Here is a 20,126-nt window from a genome sequence, read left to right on the forward strand (position 1 = left end):
GTTTTAATTAAAAGTGGATAGAGTAGTTCTATTCACTTTTATTCAATCTTTTCTTTCGTCCAATTAATAAATACAAAAACGGTCCAAGAAATGGAACAAATAATAAAACTAAAATCCAAATCAATTTATCATTACCATTAAATGAATTTCTTAAAACATCAATTATACAAAACACCCAAAAAACTAAGTTAATAAAAACAATAATTTGCCAAATCATTAATCCAATTGAAAAGTTATCAACTTGAAATTCCATGTATAAATAATTTTATTTTTTAATTAAATATTAATTCAATCATTATAAAGTTTAACTGCTCCTACTATGCCAATTGAAAATATAACAACTCCAATTATTATTAAATATGACTTCATTTTCTCAAAGCCTAAGTTAATAAGTGCTATTCCAAGGAAAGTTGAAATTACAATTATCAAAAGTAGAATTATTGATTTTTTACTCATCTAGTTATTTTAAATTCTTCCCTCCAACACAAACCACAATTTCGCCTTTTGCGGGTTTGGCTTCAAAATGTTTTAATACTTCTTCAGCTGTTCCGCGAACGGTTTCTTCATGTAGTTTTGACAATTCTCTTGAAACAGAAACAGGTCTATCGGCACCGAAGTATTGCACGTATTCAGCTAAGGTTTTATTCAATTTATGTGGGGAAACATAAAAAATCATGGTTCTGGTTTCTTCAGCTAGCGCTAAAAAGCGTGTTTGACGACCTTTTTTATCGGGCAAAAAACCTTCGAATACAAATTTATCGTTTGGCAAACCACTATTCACTAAAGCAGGAACGAAAGCCGTTGCTCCAGGCAAACATTCCACATCAATACCATTTTCAACACAAGCACGCGTTAATAAAAACCCAGGATCGGAAATAGCTGGTGTTCCTGCATCGCTAATTAAAGCAATGGTTTCGCCGGCTTGCATGCGTTTTACCAAATTTTCAACGGTTTTATGTTCGTTGTGCATGTGGTGGCTTTGCATAGGTGTACCAATTTCAAAATGCTTCATTAATTTTCCGCTGGTACGCGTATCTTCGGCAAGAACACAATCGGCTTCTTTTAGAACGGTAATCGCTCTAAACGTCATGTCTTCTAAGTTGCCTATTGGTGTTGGTACAATATATAGTTTACCCATTATTTTTACTAATTTGTAAATGCTCGTCTATATAACGAATAACTTCTTGTTGTGTTAATGCTGTGAACTTTGCATATCTTTTTTCGCTATGCACATCTACTATTTCATCGATTGCATCTTGAACTAACGCTTTGTTTTTCCAAGTATTTAAATGCGAAACAACTTTTTGCAAACAGCCTTTTTTATAACTAATCTGTCCTAAAACATGAACCAAAGTTGTTCTTACCCGTTTTGTTTCATCAAATTGTAGTTCTTTCAACAATGGTAAAATATCTTCAGGATGTTTTCTTCCTCTTAGTTCAATTCCATGGCATATTTCTCTTCGAACTTCTTTATCTTCATGATGCAAATAGTTCTTTGCCCATTCCAAAACAGGTTTGGGGTTTTTCTCTCCCATTTTTTTAACGGAACCTATAACTGCATTTCTTATGGAATGGTGATCGTCAAACAAACCGATATCGAAAAAGGAAATAACATCTTCAAAATAATACATTCCTATTTCACCTGCCGAATTTATTGTTGTTTGACGAACTTTTTCATTTTCGTTTTCTAACAATTCCTTTAAATATACAAGGATATCTTTTTGCAATCGAAAATTAGAATTATAAATTTTACCTACCGATTGATATGCAGTTTTTCTAATGTAAGTATCTTCATTAGAAAAATGAACCAATAACTTTTCAAGATTTTTTCTTTCAAAAGAGGTTAAACAATCTTCGTAAATATTATTTACAACAAGCTGCCTTTCTTCTTTGTTTAAATCATAAAAAGCCATAAAGAAATTTAAGAAAACTTACGTTCTACAAATTCTAAGAAACGATTTTCAAACTCCTCTTTTCCGTCCCAATTATTGTAATCAGGTTTTACAAAATCTTCAATAAAACCTTTAGCTTCATCAAATGATTCAAACGTATTCAATTGTGACAGAACGCGATTGAAGTCATCAGCACTTCCTCCAAATAATTTTTTTTCAAAAGCAATTCTATCATTTAGTCCAATGTTGATTCCGTTGTTTAGTCTATCGTTAAGCGATTTTACTTTTGGCTCTTCAAAAACAACTTCAGGAACTTTTTCTATTACAATTTCCTCTTTTATTTCTTCTTTAGTTTCTTCAATTGTTTCAACTACTTCTTCAATAATTGGTTCTTCTTCAACTTTTTCAAAAGTAATTTCAGCAACTTTCTCTACTTCCTGCGGAACATCTTCTACTTTGACAAAATCTAACTCTTTGAAATCATCAATTGAAACCGTATCAAATAATGCAGGTTGTTCTTGTTTTATATCTTCTTCGTGTTGAATGTTTTCAACTTCTTCTTCAATAATTTCTTCTTCTATTTCAGGCTCAAAAGTTGATACTTCTTTAAGAACTGGCTCTTCTTGAACATCTAAATCAACAGCCGCTTCTTCTTGTAGTTTTGCTTCTAAAGCTTCAACCGGAATTTCTTCTTTTACCGCTTCAAAATTTTCCTCATAAAAACGCAAAATGGTTAATTGCTCGTATAGCTTTTTAGCTTCTTCTTGTAATTGCTTTGTTTCGGAACGATTTTTTAATTTTAAAACTCTGTGTGCAATGCTAATTAACTCGGCTTCTAACTTTTTCTTCATAACTTTATTTCTTGCAGTTGAAATTATGGTTGGTTTTTCACTATTTTTGTTTTGCTTACAAAAGTAAAGCAAATTACAAATAAACGTCCGAAAGATACAAAATGTTTCTCGAAAATACAGTAAATCAGCAAGAACAATTTGGGTGGATTGAAGTCATTTGTGGCTCTATGTTTTCTGGTAAAACGGAAGAGTTAATTCGCCGACTAAAACGTGCCCAATTTGCCAAACAAAGAGTTGAAATTTTCAAACCTGCAATTGATACGCGTTATCATGATGAAATGGTGGTTTCTCATGATGCGAATGAAATTCGTTCTACACCAGTTCCTGCAGCAGAAAGCATTAGAATTTTAGCGCAAACCTGTGATGTCGTTGGGATTGATGAAGCACAGTTTTTTGATGATGAAATTGTAGCGGTTTGTAATGATTTAGCTAATTCTGGAATTCGGGTAATTGTGGCTGGTTTAGATATGGATTTTAAAGGAAATCCCTTCGGACCAATGCCTGCTTTAATGGCAACTGCCGAATACGTAACTAAAGTTCATGCGGTTTGTACGCGAACTGGAAATTTAGCTAATTATAGTTTTAGAAAAGCGCAAAATGATAAATTGGTTTTATTAGGAGAAACCGAAGAATATGAGCCATTAAGTCGTGCTGCTTTTTACAAGGCTTTGAAAGAACAGAAAGAAGAAAACAAATAATTTGACGTTTTCCATACAAAATATTATACAACACCTAAACGCCAAAACTTCAGGTTCGTTTAGCGATTTTATAGTTGAAAATGTTTCTATCGATAGTCGTTCGCTTCAAAATAGTAACGGCACACTTTTTTTTGCACTGAAAGGTTCAAACCATGACGGTCATGATTATATTGAAAGTCTAATTACAAAAGGTGTTCGAAGTTTCGTAGTTGAATATATTCCAAATAACTTAGAAGAAAAAGCTAATTTTATAATTGTTGAAAACACTAAAAAAGCACTTCAAGAAACCGCAAAATATTACCGCAATTTATTTCAATTTCCAATAATTGGAATTACAGGAAGCAACGGAAAAACTATTGTAAAAGAATGGTTGAATTTTCTATTAAGCCCTGATTTTTCAGTCGTTAGAAGTCCCAAAAGTTATAATTCACAAGTGGGTGTTCCGTTATCAATTTTCGGAATTAATGAACATCACAACTTAGGTCTTTTTGAAGCTGGAATTTCCCAAAATGGTGAAATGGATATTTTGGAAGAAATTATCCAACCTTCCATTGGAGTTTTTACGTATTTGGGAAGTGCTCACGACGAAGGATTTAGTTCGCCATCAGAAAAATTACTTGAAAAAGTAAAGCTTTTTAAGAATTGTAAAGTTGTTGTTTTAGAACAAAATGATGAAATTGAAAATCACATCGCTTGTAAAAAAATTACTTGGAGTTTTACCAATAAAATTGCAACTGTTTTTGTAGAGAAACTTCTGGAAAATCAATTAAAAGTTAATTACAATAGCGATTCTTTTGTAGTAACTATTCCCTTTTCTGATGAAATAAGTATTAAAAATTGTGTGACTTGCATTGCTACACTTTTACATTTAGGAATTAGTCTTGAAAAAATCCAAGAACGCGTTGCCAATTTATATCCAGTTGAGATTCGTTTACAAGCAAAAAAAGGAATTAACAATTGTGTTTTAATTGACGATTCATATTCTTCCGATTATCAATCGCTAAAAATTGCGCTTGATTTTCTGGAACAACAAAAATTACACCAAAAGAAAACGATTATACTTTCTGACATCTTTCAAAGTGGTTTACCTACAGAAAGATTATATGAGAAAGTTACTTCTGTTCTACAACGAAATAATATCGATAGAATTATTGTAATTGGCGAAACTATTTCAAAATATTTAAGTGAATTGAATAATGTAATCGGATTTCAATCAACTTCTGATTTTTTAAAACAATTCAACACACAATCGTTTCAAAATGAAACCATATTAATTAAGGGTGCTCGTAGTTTTAATTTCGATGAAATTGTAGTACTTCTCGAAGAGAAAAACCACGAAACTGTTTTAGAAATTAACTTAGATGCTATCAGTCATAACTTAAATTTTTACAAATCGAAACTAAAACCAACAACCAATATTATGGTTATGGTGAAAGCTTTTGGTTATGGAAATGGCGGATTTGAAATTGCAAAATTACTCGAACACCATAAAGTTGATTATTTAGGCGTTGCATTTGCTGATGAAGGAATTGAACTGCGTAAAGCAGGAATTACATTGCCCATCATGGTTTTAAATCCGGAAAATAGTAGTTTTTCGGCAATGATTGCCTATGATTTAGAACCTGAAATTTATTCACTTTCAGGTTTACAAGAATTTATAAAAGTTGCCCAACAGAAAAATGTAAATTCTTATCCAATTCATTTGAAATTAGATACCGGAATGCATCGTTTAGGTTTTGAAAACCACCAAATTCAAGATGTAATTTCCATTTTAAAAGAAACTAATTTAGTTACCATAAAATCGATTTTTTCACATTTAGCAACTTCAGATGATACTTCATTTAGAGAGTTTACTTTGGAACAATTTTCAAGATTTGAAAAAGCAACTTCTACAATATGTAAAAGTTTGAAAATTTCTCCAATCCAACATATTTTGAACACATCAGGAATTTTTAATTATTCAGAAATGCAACTTGATATGGTTCGTTTAGGGATTGGTTTATACGGAATTGGTAATTCTGAAGAAGAAAATAAAAAACTACAGCAAGTTGGCACTTTAAAAAGTATTATCTCTCAAATACGAACTTTGAAAAAAGGCGAAAGTGTTGGTTATAGTAGAAAATTTATGATTTCTAAAGAAACCAAAGTTGCTACAATTCCAATTGGTTATGCTGACGGAATTCGACGATCTTGGGGTAATGAAAAGGGCTATGTTTTTATCAATAATCAAAAAGCTACAATTCTAGGTAATGTTTGCATGGATATGCTAATGGTTGATGTAACCAACATTGAATGTTATGAAGGTGATGAAGTAATTATTTTTGGCGAACACCCATCAGTAATTGAAATAGCAAACGTTGTAAACACTATTCCATATGAAATTCTTACAGGAATTTCGCAACGTGTTAAAAGAATTTTCTTTAAAAACTAACTAACTGTTAAAATATTTTATAAATTCGTAATAAATTAACTAACACTAATCATTATGCTAAAAGAATTTAAGAATTTTATTATGACTGGAAACGTTGTTGAGTTTGCAGTTGCAGTAATTATGGCAGGCGCAGTAGGTGCTGTTGTAAATGGTTTTGTTAACGATATTGTTATGCCTTTTGTAGGTTATTTTACAGGTGGTGTAGATTTCGCTGACAAAAAAATTGTTTTAACCGAAGCCATTGCTGCTTCTGAAGGAGTAGCTGAAGTAGCTGAAGTAGCTATTCGTTATGGCTCTTGGGTAAACACTTTAGTAAACTTAGTAATTGTTGGATTCGTAATGTTCATGATTGTTAAAGCTTATAACAAAACAAAAAAACCAGTATTTGAAGAAGCTCCGGCACCAGCAGGACCAACTCAAGAAGAATTGTTAGCAGAAATTAGAGATTTACTAAAAAAATAATTTAGTTACATAACGCTACACTATATATTCTAACAAAACCCCGACAATAAATGTCGGGGTATTTTTTTATAAAAATTTATAAAGTATAATCTTTTGTGAAATTTTGAATCCGCTTACGTGGTAATTCAAATAATATCTACTTTTGCATATCAAATTTAATCTTTATGAAAATAGCAGTTGTTGGTGCTACCGGAATGGTAGGCGAAGTAATGCTTAAAGTTTTAAGCGAAAGTTCTTTACCCGTTACAGAATTAATCCCTGTTGCTTCTGAGAAGTCTGTTGGAAAACAAATTGAATGGAGAGGTAAGACATATAGTGTTGTAGGATTGGTGACTGCTGTTGAAATGAAACCTGATGTTGCATTATTTTCTGCAGGTGGACAAACCTCTTTAGATTGGGCACCAAAATTTGCAGCTGTTGGAACAACTGTTATCGATAACTCTTCAGCTTGGCGAATGGATGAAACAAAAAAGTTAGTGGTTCCAGAAATCAATGCGAATGTTCTAACTAAGGAAGATAAAATTATTGCTAACCCTAATTGTTCAACTATACAAATGGTTATGGCTTTAGCTCCACTTCATAAAAAATACAAAGCAAAACGTGTCATTGTTTCAACCTATCAATCTATAACAGGAACTGGTGTAAAAGCGGTTGAACAATTAGAAAACGAATATAAAGGAACTCAAGGTGAAATGGCTTACAAATACCAAATTCACCGTAATGCAATTCCCCAATGTGACGTTTTTGAAGAAAATGGCTACACTAAAGAAGAAATGAAATTAGTTCGCGAAACTAAAAAAATATTAAACGATAATACCATTGCTGTCACAGCTACTGCAGTTAGAATTCCTGTAGTAGGTGGTCATAGTGAAGCTGTTAATATCGAATTTGAAAATGATTTTGACGTAAATGAAGTGCGTACATTATTAAGCGAAACTCCTGGAGTTACTGTCCAAGACAATTTAGAGGCGTTTTCCTACCCTATGCCTTTATACGCAGAAGGGAAAAATGATGTTTTTGTAGGAAGAATTAGAAGAGACGAAAGCCAGCCCAACACTTTAAATATGTGGATTGTAGCCGATAATCTAAGAAAAGGAGCAGCAACAAATACCATTCAAATTGCAGAATATTTAGTTAAAAATAACTTACTATAAAAAAAGAGTCTCAATTGAGGCTCTTTTTTTTAACAAATTTTTTAATTTATACTTTCTATCTTTGTAAAAATGATGAGAAAGTATCTATTAGTAAACCTATTTTTAATGTTCGCTGTATTATTTGCAGTGAGCTATCAATCGGTGCATGCATTTTCACATCATGAACACAATTTTCCTTCTTGTCATCATGAAGGAGATAAAAACAAAAATACTTTTGAAAAAACAATTTCAGAAAAAGAAGATTGTCCCATTTGTGAATTCAAGTTTGCAACCTTCTTAAAAACTGAAATTTTTACCTTTAACTTTTATGCTCCATTTAAAGAAAGTCCGTATTCTTTTAGCGTAAAAGAAGCTACATCGTTCTTTTGTGGCAGTTTATTTTCTCATCGCGGTCCGCCAATTAATTAATTTATTCTAAAAATAAAATTAGAGTTTAATTAATTATAAATTGTAAATGCAACGTTTATTGCTTTGTGTTTTCTTATTGTCGCATATTATAGTAAGTGCTCAATATTCTTTAAAAGGTACAATTACAAATGAAAATAATGTACCCATTAACGATGTGCATATTCACTTAGGCAATAAGATTACAACAACAAATAGTGAAGGAAAGTATTCGATTGAAAATCTTATAGAAGGAAATTATAAACTATACATTTCCTACATTGGTTATGAATCTATCTCTAAAACTATTTTAATTACTGAAAATACTGAATTTAGCATTCAATTATTTCCAAGTGTTACTAATTTAGAATCTGTTGTGGTTAGCGAACGTATTATGAAAAATAGTACAATTGATAACGAGCAAAAAATAAATTCTGAAACTATTGAAAATTATAGCAATGTAACTTTAGGTGATGCTTTGAAAGAGATTTCGGGTGTAAGTACATTAAAATCTGGAACAACTATTGTAAAACCAGTTGTTAACGGCTTACATAGTTTTAGAGTACCCGTTATTAGTGACAATGTTCGACTAGAAGATCAACAATGGGGCGTAGAACATGCTCCCAATTTTGATGTAAATGCCGCTAATTCACTTTCCGTATTAAAAGGAGCGTCAACACTTCAATATGGAGGAAACGCTATTGGCGGAATTGTTGTAATCGAACCAATTTCTTTAAAAAAAGACACAATAATAGGAAAAACCATTATTACTGGAGCTTCAAACGGAAGAGGTGGAAGTATCAGTTCGAGCTTAACAAAAGGAACTCGAAAGGGTTGGGCATGGAACATTGTTGGTACTGCTAAATATTTTGGCGACCGAGAAGCTCAAAATTACGTCTTATCTAACACTGGCAATCGTGAACAAAACTTTTCGGGAAACTTAAAATATGTTCAAGATAATTATAGTATTTCTGGTTCTTATAATTTCTATAATGCGCAAATGGGTATTTTAAAAGCTTCTCATATTGGTAATGTAACCGATTTGTATAATGCGATTACAAACCAAGAGCCATATATAGTAGAGCCGTTTAGTTACAATATAAATCGCCCTAAACAAGAAGTGCAACATCATTTGGCAAAATTATTTTACGAACAAAAGTTAAATGATTTTTCAAAAATCGATTTCCAATATGCTTTTCAATTTAACAATAGAAAGGAATTTGATGTTCGTAGAAATAGTGAAGATGAAAGACCCGCTTTAGATTTAAATTTAGCTTCGCATAACTTTCAAACGAACTACAAATATTCTAAAGAAAGTTGGAAATTTACAAATGGTATTAATTTTGGTTACCAAAACAATGTTGCAAATCCTAATACAGGTGTCAGACCATTAATTCCAAATTTTGACAAATTTGATTTTGGTATCTATTCAATTACGAATTATAAAATTGACAATTCGCTTAAAATTGAAGGTGGAATTCGTTATGATTTTTCAAGGATTATGGCTTCGAAATATTATTTGAAATCGAGATGGGATGAACGTGGTTACGATGAAGATTTTTCGCAATTCATTGTTGAAGACTATGGAACACAATGGCTAACAAAACCAACTTTTGATTATCACAATTTTGCTGGAAGTATTGGTTTTAACAAACAGTTTCATCATGAAATTAATTGGCTGTTTAGTATTGGTTTAGCAACAAGAAATCCAAATGTTTCTGAACTTTTTAGTGATGGTTTACATCATGCTATTGGTCAAATAGAATTAGGTGATTTACGTTTGCAACAAGAAAAAGCTTTGAAAATCAATTCAACTATTCGAAAAGAATGGAAAAAAGTAACACTTGAAGCTAATCCTTTTATCAGTCGTATAGCCGATTTTATTTATTTACAGCCAACTGGATTTGAAACAACAATTCGTGGAGCATTTCCTGTTTGGGAATACAATCAAACCGATGCTTTGTTAACCGGAATTGACGTTAGCGGAAGTTGGATTATCAATAAACATTTTAGTTATAGTGGAAACTTAGCTTATATAATAGGTCGCGATATAAAAACAGATGATTATTTAATCGACATGCCTCCATTTAACACAACGCATAGTATTCAATACAAAAATGAAAAATGGAATAATTTATTGTTAGGATTAAAGTCAGAAACGGTTTTAAAACAAACTAATTATCCAAATTTTAATTTTGAAACGAACATAGTTGTTGATGGAAATTTAACTCCTGTTACTGTTGATATTAGTTCGCCAACAAAAACTTATAGTCTTTTACATTTTCAAGCCGAATATCAATTTTCAATATTTAAAAACAAAACACTAGCGACTGCTTTTTCTGTTCAAAATTTATTAAACACTAATTATAGAGACTACCTAAATCGCCAAAGATTTTATGCCGAAGAAATGGGTAGAAATTTTCAAATTCAATTAAAATTTAATTATTAAAAATTTAAAAAAATGAAACATTTAAAATTAACATCATTCGCATTATTAGCATTTACATTATTTTCTTGTTCAAACGATGATTCTGGGCCAGTAAACGAAGAAGAAGTAATCACTACAATTAGGGTTACTTTAACAAACGGTGGAAATACTATTACTTTACAATCTCAAGATTTAGATGGAGACGGGCCAAACGCTCCTGTAGTTACAGTTTCTGGAAATTTAGATACGAGTACAACTTATTTAGGTTCTGTAGAATTTCTAAACGAATTAGAAAATCCTGCTGAAGACATTACAGCAGAAGTTGAAGAAGAGGGCGTAGATCACCAGTTATTTTTTGACTTAACAAATTCTTTAGGAACAATTACTTATGACGATGTAGATGATAATGGTAACCCAATTGGTTTAGAGTTCAATTTAGTAACTGGTAGCTCAGGCTCTGGCACTTTAACTGTTACTTTACGTCACGAACCAAACAAAGAAGCTTCTGGTGTTAGTGATGGAGACATTACAAATGCAGGAGGCTCAACAGATGCCGAAGTTAGTTTCCCAATAACAGTTTCGTTATAAATTTTTAAAACCCTTTGAAATTTCAAAGGGTTTTATTTTAACAAAACTTAACAAATCTATTTAGTATTTTTGTTTTCAACCAAAAATTTTTAGAACGAAATGCCTAACTACAAATTTTTAAACATATCAAAGATTTTAATAAAGGCATTACATCTTCATTAATCTAAAATATTTTATAAAGATGAAAAAAACAATAACACTTCTTTTTGCTGCTACCGCAATTATTGCATGTAAAAAAGAAGAAACTAAAACAGAAGAATTAGACATGAGTGTGGTTTATCCGCAAACAAAAAAAGTTGATACAATTGATGTATACTTTGGTGATTCCATTAATGATCCTTACCGTTGGTTAGAAGACGACAGAAGTGCAGAAACTGAGGCTTGGGTTAAAGCTGAAAACGAAGTAACATTTGGTTATTTAAACAAAATTCCATTTCGTAATCAAATTAAAGAACGTTTAGAAAAACTTTGGAATTACGAAAAGATTTCTGCACCATTTAAAGAAGGAAATTATACTTATTTCTATAAAAATGATGGTTTACAAAATCAATCTGTTTTATACAGAAAAGACGCAAGTGGTAAAGAAGAAGTTTTCTTAGACCCAAATACTTTTTCAAAAGATGGTACAACTTCACTAGGTGGTTTAAGTTTTACAAAAGATGGAACAATGGCTGCCTATGCTATATCTGAAGGAGGAAGCGATTGGAGAAAAGTAATCGTAGTAGACACACAGACTAAAGAACAAATTGGCGACACAATTGTTGATGTAAAGTTCAGTGGAATGTCTTGGTATAAAAATGATGGTTTTTATTATTCAAGCTATGACAAGCCAAAGGGAAGCGAGCTTTCGGCTAAAACAGACCAACACAAACTATACTATCATAAACTTGGCACAAAACAAAGTGAAGACAAAGTTGTTTTTGGTTTAAAAGAAAAAAGAAGATATGTAGGTGGTTATGTTACTGAAGATGAGAACTATTTAATTATTTCGGGCGCAAATGCCACAAACGGAAACGAATTGTATATTAAAGATTTATCAAACAATGGTCCTATTGTTAACATTATCAACAACTTTGATAGCAATAGCGATGTGATTGATAATATTGGCACAAAATTCTATGTTGTAACCGATTATCAAGCGCCAAACAAAAAAATTGTAACTTTTGATTTAGCAAAACCTCAACAAGAAAATTGGGTTGATTTTATTGCAGAAACAGAAAATGTATTATCACCATCAACTGGTGGCGGTTACATCTTTACAAAATATATGAAAGATGCTGTTTCTCAAATCAAACAATACGATTATGAAGGAAAACTAGTTCGTGAAATCGAACTTCCCGGAGTTGGTTCTGCAGGTGGATTTGGAGGTAAAAAAGAAGAAACAACTTTGTATTATTCGTTTACTAACTATGTTACTCCAGGGACAATATATGAGTTTGATCCAAAACCTGGAGCTTCAAAAGTTTACAACAAACCAAATGTAGATTTCAAATCAGAAGATTACGAGTCAAAACAAGTATTTTACACTTCTAAAGATGGTGCTAAAGTTCCAATGATTATAACTTATAAAAAAGGAACTGAATTAAATGGTAAAAACCCAACTATCTTATATGGTTATGGCGGATTTAATGTTAGTCTTACGCCAAGTTTTAGTATTGCTAATGCTGTTTGGATGGAAAATGGTGGAGTTTATGCCGTAGCTAACTTACGTGGAGGTGGTGAATATGGTAAAAAATGGCACGATGCAGGAACTCAAATGCAAAAACAAAACGTATTTGACGATTTCATTGCTGCTGCAGAATATTTAATAAAAGAGAAATATACTTCATCAGATTATTTAGCAATTAAAGGTGGTTCAAACGGAGGTTTATTAGTTGGTGCAACGATGACGCAACGTCCTGATTTAATGAAAGTAGCGATTCCACAAGTTGGTGTTTTAGATATGTTACGTTATCATACATTTACAGCAGGAGCTGGTTGGGCTTACGATTATGGAACAAGCGAGCAAAGCAAAGAAATGTTTGAATACTTAAAGGGTTATTCTCCGGTTCACAATGTAAAAGAAGGAACGCAATACCCTGCAACTTTAGTTACTACTGGTGATCATGATGATAGAGTAGTTCCTGCACACAGTTTCAAATTCGCTGCTGAATTACAAGCGAAACAAACGGGACCAAACCCAGTTCTTATTAGAATTGATACCAATGCTGGACATGGTGCTGGTAAATCTACTGAAGCCATTATTAATGAGCAAGTAGATATTCAAGCATTTGCTTTGTATAATATGGGGATTAGAGAATTGAAATAATTTGATTTATAAAATAAAAAAACCGCTCATATGAGCGGTTTTTTTTATAACTTGCCATAACTAATAAAATTGTTATGAGTAATAAATTCTATTTAAATATTGACTCTCCTTGTTCAGAAGATTTTAATTCATTTACTCCTACTAAAGAAGGTGGCTTTTGTAGTTCATGTACAAAAAATGTTGTTGATTTCACAAAATTATCTCATGAAGAAATTAACACTTATTTCAACAACAAACGAAACAATAATATTTGTGGACGCTTTAAAACGGAGCAATTAAATACTATTCGTGACCCACAATATAAAAGAAGTAACTTTTTTGGATATCTAAGTGGAATTGCAATAGCCTGTCTTACATTTTTTAATAGTTCAAATTTACAAGCACAAGAAATTAAAAATCAAAATGAAACCAACGATAAAACTAAAATAAAAACCGAAGACACAAAAGAACAAAAACTAATTACTGCTAAAGGAATAGTGTCAGATGATTTAGGGCCAATTGCTGGAGCAAGTGTTACATTAGAAGGAACTAATATAACAACAACAACGGACTTTGATGGTAATTTCGAATTCCCTAAAAAGCTTAAAGTTGGTGATGTCTTAATCTTTAGTTATGTGGGTAATACCTCCAAAAAAGTAATAATGAATGAAAATTCTGCTTCTAATGTAGAATTAAAAGTAGATTTAATTGAGTGCGGTGTTATGATAATGGGTAAAGTAGCCAAAAAGGGAGTTTACTCTTCAAAAAAACAACTTTATAGGTGAGAAGATTATTTATCATTTTATTTTTTTTTACAACTTTATCACCTAAAGCTCAGGTATCAGATTTTGATTCAATAAATTTTACAAGAGCAGATAATATTGCAAAACTCAATGAAGGTGAAAGTTTAGATAATTTGCCAATTCTTGCTTATAATCTTACTCACAAACTCAACACTGATATTGAGAAATTTAGAGCAATTTTTTATTGGGTAAGTAATAATATTAATGCTGATGATGCACTTAATTCAAAAGTCTTACATAAAAGAAGAAAATTTAAGAACGATAGCTTAGCTTTTATTAGTTGGGATAAAAAAAATAAAAAAAAATTCTTTAAAAAACTTATAACCCAAAAACGAACTGTTTGTACTGGTTATGCTTATTTAATAAAAGAACTTTGTTTTTTTTCAAATATCGAATGCGAAATAATTAATGGTTATGGAAGAACATTTGAAAGCAATGTTGAATCATTAGACTTAGTTAACCACTCATGGAATACTGTAAAATTAAACAACAAATGGTATTTATGTGATGCTACTTGGGCAAGTGGGTATTTAGCAGAAAAAGGAAAGTTTATAAAGGAATATAATGATGGTTATTTCTTGACTGAACCTCACTTATTTGAAAAAAATCACATTCCTGAAAATAAAAAAAAGGAAATAAATCAAATCTTTCCTCTTGTTTATGGTGAAACTTTTAAATTAAACATTGACCCAATTTTACCTAGTACTTTAAAATTAAATTGTAAAATAGGAGAAGTAATTACTTTTAGTTATAAAAGTTTAAACAATGAATATATACCATCACTCATTCAACTAAAGGGAGTTAAAGAAATTCCATTTAAAATTTTTGATGTTCAAAAAAAGAATAATATAACTTCTTTTAAATATTCTTTTACAAATAAAGGAAATTATGATGTACATCTTAAAGCAAATAATGATATAGTTGCTACTTATATTATTAATGTAGAATAAAAAAAACCGCTCATATGAGCGGTTTTTTTATTATGATTAAAACCTATTATCTCCATCTAAAAGATTTCCAAGTCCGCCAAGTAAACTTCCTTCTCCTTTATCCTTTCCTCCCATTTGTGGTGCCGCCTGAATTACTCTATCAGCTAAACGGCTAAACGGTAAGGATTGTATATATGCCACTCCAGGTCCGCGAAGTGTTGCGAAGAAAACACCTTCGCCTCCAAAAATGGTATTTTTAATTCCGCCTACAAATTCAATATCGTAATGTACGTCTTTAGTAAATCCAACAATACAACCCGTATCTACTTTTAAAACTTCACCTGGTTGAAGTTCTTTACGTGCTAATGTTCCACCTGCATGTACAAATGCCATTCCATCTCCTTCTAATTTCTGCATGATAAATCCTTCTCCACCGAACAATCCTCTACCTAACTTTCTTGAAAAGTCAATTCCTACCGAAACTCCTTTTGCCGCACATAGAAAAGCGTCTTTTTGGCAAACAAATTTACCACCATATTTCATTAAATCTATCGCCACAATTTTCCCAGGATAAGGCGATGCAAAAGATACTTTGCGCTTGCCCATATCTATATTTTGGTAAGCCGTCATAAACAAACTTTCGCCTGTTAAAACACGTTTCCCTGCCGATAACAACTTACCGAAAATTCCACCTTCTTGTTTGCTTCCGTCTCCAAAAATAGTTTCCATTTTGATACCGTTTTCCATCATCATAAAACTTCCTGCTTCGGCAACAACAACTTCTTGCGGATCAAGTTCTATCTCAACATATTGCATTTCTTCACCATAAATATGGTAATCTATTTCATGTGCTTGCATAATTTTAAGTTTTTGTTTTATTAGTCGGGAAACGAAATAAATTGTTACTTTTTGAAACTAAAAAATCCCGAACAAGTCGGGATTTTAATTATTTAACAAACTTTGAAAGTTTTATTGTTTCGCCACACATATCGCTGGTTATTTTAAAAACAACATCTCCTTTCTTACCTTCATTTGCCCAACGAACTTCTTTACCTACATTACAACCAATACTTGTTTTACCACTTTTATTTATACTTACAAAACCTGTACCTGTATGAATGCTTACTTTTTCTTTTGTATCGTTTATCAGTGTGAAGCTTTTTTCTAATGTAACTTCTTTCAAAAAAGATTCAGTTTCATTAATATTAAAAACATTTAAACCAATAACTACAAAATAGAACGAGATTAATAGTGTTTTCATAAATTATAGATTAACATAAATAGACGAAACTAAAGTAGATTAAAAAAAATTAAAAAAGTGGGTGGATTTGTGAAATGGCATTTTGAGTTTCTAAAAACATTATTTAATATGTTAAATCTACATACCCAATATATTTGGTAATAGTAGCTTTTCTACGATTAATATAGGGCCCAGAATTTACAGGTTTATATTTTCTGGGATTAGGTAAAATTACTGCAATTCCAGCTGCTTCATATTTCGATAAATTTCGCGCCTCTTTATGGTACCAATGTTTTGAAGCTGCTTCGGCGCCATAAACACCATCACCCATTTCAATGCTGTTTAAATAAACTTCCATAATACGTTCTTTACTCCACAAGAGTTCAATTAAAACTGTAAAGTAAGCTTCAAAACCTTTACGAATGTAGCTACGTCCTGGCCAAAGAAAAACGTTTTTAGCCGTTTGTTGTGAAATGGTACTTCCCCCTCTAATTTTTTTCCCTTTTTGATTTTTCTCAAACGCCTTTTGCATAGAATCAAAATCGAAACCATTATGCTCTAAAAACTTGCCATCTTCGCTAGCAATAACCGCTTTTTGAAGATTGGGAGAAATATATTCAATATCAACCCAATCGTGTGAGCAAGTCATTTCTTTCCCGGCTTCCTTTTGCTCTAAAGCTCTTATCGCCATCAACGGTGTATAAGGTACAGGTACAAATTTGTATAATAAAACAAAGAAAACACTAATGATATTAAACCATAGAAAAGTTTTCCAAACAAAACGGAAAATTTTCTGACCCATGCTTCTTTTTAAAGGTTTTTTTGTAGGTGTAGTTTTCTTTTTTAATGTAGTTTTTTTTGCCATAAACTAAAGTAAGTCTGCTAATTCTTGTCCTATTAAACTTCCTATTGCAACTCCCATTCCTCCCATTCTTACACCACAATATACATTTTCAGTAAGTTGTTCTACTATAGGCTTTTTATGATTTCCTACACCCATTATTCCGCTCCAACGATGTTCTATTTCGAAATCATATTTTGGCAAAATTACATTTTTAAGCAATTGCTCTAACGAATCTTGAATAATTTTTGTCTGATTCAAATCGGTTGTTGTTTCACCTTCGAAATCTAAATTTCTTCCGCCACCAAAAAGTATCCTATTTTCAAAATTTCTAAAATAATAATAGCCTTTATCGAGATGAAATGTTCCTTTTATATCTAAATTTTCAATTGGCTTAGTAATTAAAACTTGAGCTCTTGCTGGTTGCACTTTACCTTCGGTAAGTTGGGTAGCAAATCCGTTGGTAGCAAAAAGTAATTTATTGGTAGTAAATGAAATTTCATTGGTAACTACCTCAACTTTATCATTTAAATCTTGATACGAAGAAACATTTTGCTGATTTAAGATTAAAATATCCTTTGAAGTTGCTTCTTTTAGTAAAGCTTGCATCATATTTCCGGTATCGATTTGACCTTCAAACGGATTGAAAATTAAATAGTCGAAAATATTTTGAAAACCAAATCGGTCTACTTGTTTTTCGAAAACATCGGTTTTAAAAACAGGTTTTAAAACCTCGTTAATAAATGGAATTTTTTGAATACATTCTTCAAAAAAAGCTTCGTCGTCTTTAAGGAAAAGCTCGTAACCGCCATATGGTTTAAAATCGATAACTGAATCGCCTAAATTTTTACGAAGTAATTGTAAACCTTTCCAGCGTTTTTCAACCAACGCTACAACCTCATCTTCAGAATGTGTTTTTAAATCATCTAAAATTTCCGAAATACTTCCAAAACAAGCAAAACCAGCATTCTTCGTACTTGCTCCTTGAGGTAAAATTCCTTTTTCGAGAATTAAAATTTTGGAAGTTGGAAATCTCTCACGCAAAGCCAAAGCGCAATGCAAACCGACAATTCCACTACCAACAATAGTGTAATCGACATTTGAAAACCAATTTTTTAACTCCCAATAACTAAGTTGCATGCTAACTGAATTTAAAAAGTAAATGTAGTAATATTTTAGGTTTAACTGCAACGTTTAGTTCAACAAAAAAGCCGGCAATAGCCGGCTTGAAATTATTTAAAATAAATAAACATCCCTAAAGAAAACAAAAGAATATACACCAATAGTAGTGTAAACTCAAGTCTTTTATCTTCTGGAATTTTCATTATTATCTTTTGATTAATTTAAAAGTTTTTAAACCTCCGCTTTGGTTAGTCACCGTAAGTAAATAAATACCATTAGCATAATTAGATAAATCTAAATTGCTTGAACCAATTGACACTTTAGTAGAAAGCACTTTTTTACCAATCATATCGTAGACAGTAACTAAGCTTTCTTGTTGAGATGTTATACTAAAAACACCATTTGAAGGATTAGGATAAACAGTTAATATATTATCATCATTAATAGCGAAATCGTTATTACTTAATGTAGCACAATTATTTCCAGTTGTTACAATAGAACCCGCTAACCAATTAGAAGTTGCACTGTTTAAGGTAAAATTATTTAAAGTTCCATTATTACCATTAGAAGATGTATCTGATAAAGTTGTTTCAGTTGAATTATTTGAGCCATCATTCCCTTGATTGAAATTATAATATGCAACCAATCCAGTTTCTGATCCATTTAATTCGCAATCTTTCGAATTATTAATTTCAACATTTGATCTAGCTACATTCCAAAATCTTACATCATCAATATCTCCATGAAATGCTCTTACTGGGATATAGGAATCTATTTGACTTCCAATTCTTACATTATCATTATTTGTTGCTAATGGAGTACTTACTGTTTGTGTCCCTTGTAACACACCATCTACATACAAAGATTTAAACCCATTATTACATGTAACAGCAATGTGATGCCAATTTCCATCATTAACGGAAACTGTAGAAGCTAAATCATCTCCAGGACCTGTACCAAATGCTATTAAATTTGTTGAACCAAAACGATGAATTCTTGGGCCTTGCTCTCCTTTTGAAATAACGGTTTGCCATTCTTCTGTAAAAGATGTAACACGTACCCATGCTTCTATAGAAAAACTAGTAGTAAAATCAAAATTTGATTCATTTGCCAATTCAACTCGATCATTAACCCCATCAAAATTTAAATGTGTTGCTGGTGATGCTGGCGGAGAAACAAACGTTTTAAACCAAATATCATAAGTATTATATAATCCTGGGTTCCCACTACCAAAATAATAGCCCCCAGGCCCATAACCTCCAAAATTTGCGCGAAAATTAATACTTGCTGAGCCTAATCCTCTAAAATCAAAAGTATACATGTTTCCAGCGGTTATACTTACAGGTGAAGATAAAACTATAGCATACTCTTCTGTTAAGCCCGAAGATGTCGAACTAATATTTAATGTTGTAGTATTTAAAACAGCTCCGGCGTAACCATTACCATTATATATTGTTAACTGAAAGTCTCCAGGAGTAAAAGCTCCAGTATCACCAAGCCTTAAATTAATTTGACTTAAATCACCTGTGACACCTGCTGTAAAGGACTGTCCTTGAGGATTCGCTGCATTAGCGCCAGAATCTATACCTGAAGATGACACACTTGACTGATCTAGTGTTTGCCCAAAAGAAAACAAACTAATAAAAATTGCAATTAATAAGTAAAGTTGCTGTTTCATAAATTTATTTTTAAGTTTATGAAACAAACCTATTAACTATATTTTTTTTTTGTAAAAAAATGGTGTGAAAGCACGCAAATTTGTATGTGAATGATATTTAAAAAAAATACCTCAAAAATAAATTTACTTCTGAGGTATTAAAATTATTTTGATATGGAAATCTTATTTTTTAAAATATAAAAAGCATATAGAGCAGCAAATAAAAACAAAACAAACAACCATTGATTAATTGGTGCTGGTGGTGGATCATCATCTGCCGGTGGATCTACAGGTTGTGCTATAACAGTTTGGCATATAAAAAAAAGGCCAAGTAAAATTTTTAAACTTATGTTTTTCAT

Annotated in this window: 21 protein-coding genes; 10 read left to right on the plus strand and 11 right to left on the minus strand. The window is 31.5% G+C overall.

Annotated features, from left to right (window positions below; genetic code table 11):
* Positions 1-28 precede the first annotated feature (28 nt).
* Genes KK2020170_RS02365 through KK2020170_RS02385 form a run of 5 tightly spaced genes read right to left on the minus strand, consistent with a single transcriptional unit; the run spans position 29 to position 2,743 of the window.
* The gene (locus KK2020170_RS02365) at positions 29-253 is read right to left on the minus strand and encodes a PLDc N-terminal domain-containing protein (protein ID WP_221259207.1); all 225 of its coding nucleotides are present in this window, start codon (positions 251-253) and stop codon (positions 29-31) included.
* A gap of 35 nt (positions 254-288) precedes the next feature.
* Positions 289-456, minus strand: coding sequence for a hypothetical protein (locus KK2020170_RS02370; protein ID WP_221259208.1), 168 nt, complete (start codon positions 454-456; stop codon positions 289-291).
* Between the two features lie 4 nt (positions 457-460).
* Positions 461-1,138 (minus strand): 16S rRNA (cytidine(1402)-2'-O)-methyltransferase, encoded by a 678-nt coding sequence (rsmI, locus tag KK2020170_RS02375; protein WP_221259209.1) that lies wholly within the window; start codon positions 1,136-1,138, stop codon positions 461-463.
* Complete coding sequence (locus KK2020170_RS02380; RefSeq protein WP_221259210.1) at positions 1,131-1,913, minus strand: HEAT repeat domain-containing protein; 783 nt, start codon at positions 1,911-1,913, stop codon at positions 1,131-1,133. The genes rsmI and KK2020170_RS02380 overlap by 8 nt, the downstream gene beginning before the upstream one ends.
* 8 nt (positions 1,914-1,921) lie before the next feature.
* On the minus strand, positions 1,922-2,743 hold the full coding sequence (locus tag KK2020170_RS02385; RefSeq protein ID WP_221259211.1) for a hypothetical protein: 822 nt from the start codon (positions 2,741-2,743) through the stop codon (positions 1,922-1,924).
* A 101-nt stretch (positions 2,744-2,844) separates the two neighbouring features.
* On the opposite strand from KK2020170_RS02385, the gene KK2020170_RS02390 reads away from it, so the two are divergent.
* From KK2020170_RS02390 to KK2020170_RS02435, 10 genes are all read left to right on the plus strand, one after another.
* Entirely contained in the window at positions 2,845-3,441 is a 597-nt protein-coding gene (locus KK2020170_RS02390) for a thymidine kinase (protein WP_221259212.1), read from the plus strand.
* Position 3,442: 1 nt separating this feature from the next.
* Positions 3,443-5,872: a bifunctional UDP-N-acetylmuramoyl-tripeptide:D-alanyl-D-alanine ligase/alanine racemase gene (locus KK2020170_RS02395; protein WP_221259213.1), complete on the plus strand. Its 2,430-nt coding sequence runs from the start codon at positions 3,443-3,445 to the stop codon at positions 5,870-5,872.
* Between the two features lie 54 nt (positions 5,873-5,926).
* Positions 5,927-6,334, plus strand: coding sequence for a large conductance mechanosensitive channel protein MscL (mscL, locus tag KK2020170_RS02400; protein ID WP_221259214.1), 408 nt, complete (start codon positions 5,927-5,929; stop codon positions 6,332-6,334).
* 164 nt (positions 6,335-6,498) lie between these two features.
* A complete protein-coding gene (locus KK2020170_RS02405) occupies positions 6,499-7,488 on the plus strand; it encodes an aspartate-semialdehyde dehydrogenase (RefSeq protein WP_221259215.1) in 990 nt (329 codons plus the stop codon).
* Positions 7,489-7,557: 69 nt separating this feature from the next.
* Positions 7,558-7,896 (plus strand): hypothetical protein, encoded by a 339-nt coding sequence (locus tag KK2020170_RS02410; RefSeq protein WP_221259216.1) that lies wholly within the window; start codon positions 7,558-7,560, stop codon positions 7,894-7,896.
* Positions 7,897-7,942: 46 nt separating this feature from the next.
* Positions 7,943-10,321 carry a TonB-dependent receptor gene (locus KK2020170_RS02415; protein ID WP_221259217.1) on the plus strand — a complete coding sequence of 793 codons (2,379 nt, stop codon included), beginning with the start codon at positions 7,943-7,945 and terminating at the stop codon, positions 10,319-10,321.
* 12 nt (positions 10,322-10,333) lie between these two features.
* On the plus strand, positions 10,334-10,888 hold the full coding sequence (locus KK2020170_RS02420) for a type 1 periplasmic binding fold superfamily protein (protein ID WP_221259218.1): 555 nt from the start codon (positions 10,334-10,336) through the stop codon (positions 10,886-10,888).
* Between the two features lie 181 nt (positions 10,889-11,069).
* Positions 11,070-13,196, plus strand: a complete 2,127-nt coding sequence (locus KK2020170_RS02425) for a prolyl oligopeptidase family serine peptidase (RefSeq protein WP_221259219.1) — start codon at positions 11,070-11,072, stop codon at positions 13,194-13,196.
* Between the two features lie 74 nt (positions 13,197-13,270).
* Positions 13,271-13,960: a carboxypeptidase-like regulatory domain-containing protein gene (locus KK2020170_RS02430; protein ID WP_221259220.1), complete on the plus strand. Its 690-nt coding sequence runs from the start codon at positions 13,271-13,273 to the stop codon at positions 13,958-13,960.
* A complete protein-coding gene (locus KK2020170_RS02435; protein ID WP_221259221.1) occupies positions 13,957-14,928 on the plus strand; it encodes a transglutaminase domain-containing protein in 972 nt (323 codons plus the stop codon). Before KK2020170_RS02430 ends, KK2020170_RS02435 begins: the two co-directional genes overlap by 4 nt.
* A gap of 36 nt (positions 14,929-14,964) precedes the next feature.
* On the opposite strand, the gene KK2020170_RS02440 is transcribed toward KK2020170_RS02435, so the two are convergent.
* The 6 genes from KK2020170_RS02440 to KK2020170_RS02465 form a co-directional block, all read right to left on the minus strand.
* Complete coding sequence (locus tag KK2020170_RS02440) at positions 14,965-15,765, minus strand: TIGR00266 family protein (protein WP_221259222.1); 801 nt, start codon at positions 15,763-15,765, stop codon at positions 14,965-14,967.
* An 88-nt stretch (positions 15,766-15,853) separates the two neighbouring features.
* A complete protein-coding gene (locus tag KK2020170_RS02445; protein ID WP_221259223.1) occupies positions 15,854-16,168 on the minus strand; it encodes a hypothetical protein in 315 nt (104 codons plus the stop codon).
* Between the two features lie 103 nt (positions 16,169-16,271).
* Positions 16,272-16,949, minus strand: a complete 678-nt coding sequence (mtgA, locus tag KK2020170_RS02450) for a monofunctional biosynthetic peptidoglycan transglycosylase (RefSeq protein WP_221259979.1) — start codon at positions 16,947-16,949, stop codon at positions 16,272-16,274.
* A 66-nt stretch (positions 16,950-17,015) separates the two neighbouring features.
* On the minus strand, positions 17,016-18,128 hold the full coding sequence (locus KK2020170_RS02455; RefSeq protein WP_221259224.1) for an NAD(P)/FAD-dependent oxidoreductase: 1,113 nt from the start codon (positions 18,126-18,128) through the stop codon (positions 17,016-17,018).
* A 187-nt stretch (positions 18,129-18,315) separates the two neighbouring features.
* Positions 18,316-19,788, minus strand: a complete 1,473-nt coding sequence (locus tag KK2020170_RS02460; protein WP_221259225.1) for a T9SS type A sorting domain-containing protein — start codon at positions 19,786-19,788, stop codon at positions 18,316-18,318.
* A gap of 143 nt (positions 19,789-19,931) precedes the next feature.
* A complete protein-coding gene (locus KK2020170_RS02465) occupies positions 19,932-20,126 on the minus strand; it encodes a hypothetical protein (RefSeq protein WP_221259226.1) in 195 nt (64 codons plus the stop codon).

It is taken from the genome of Flavobacterium okayamense (assembly GCF_019702945.1).
GTDB lineage: Bacteria > Bacteroidota > Bacteroidia > Flavobacteriales > Flavobacteriaceae > Flavobacterium > Flavobacterium okayamense.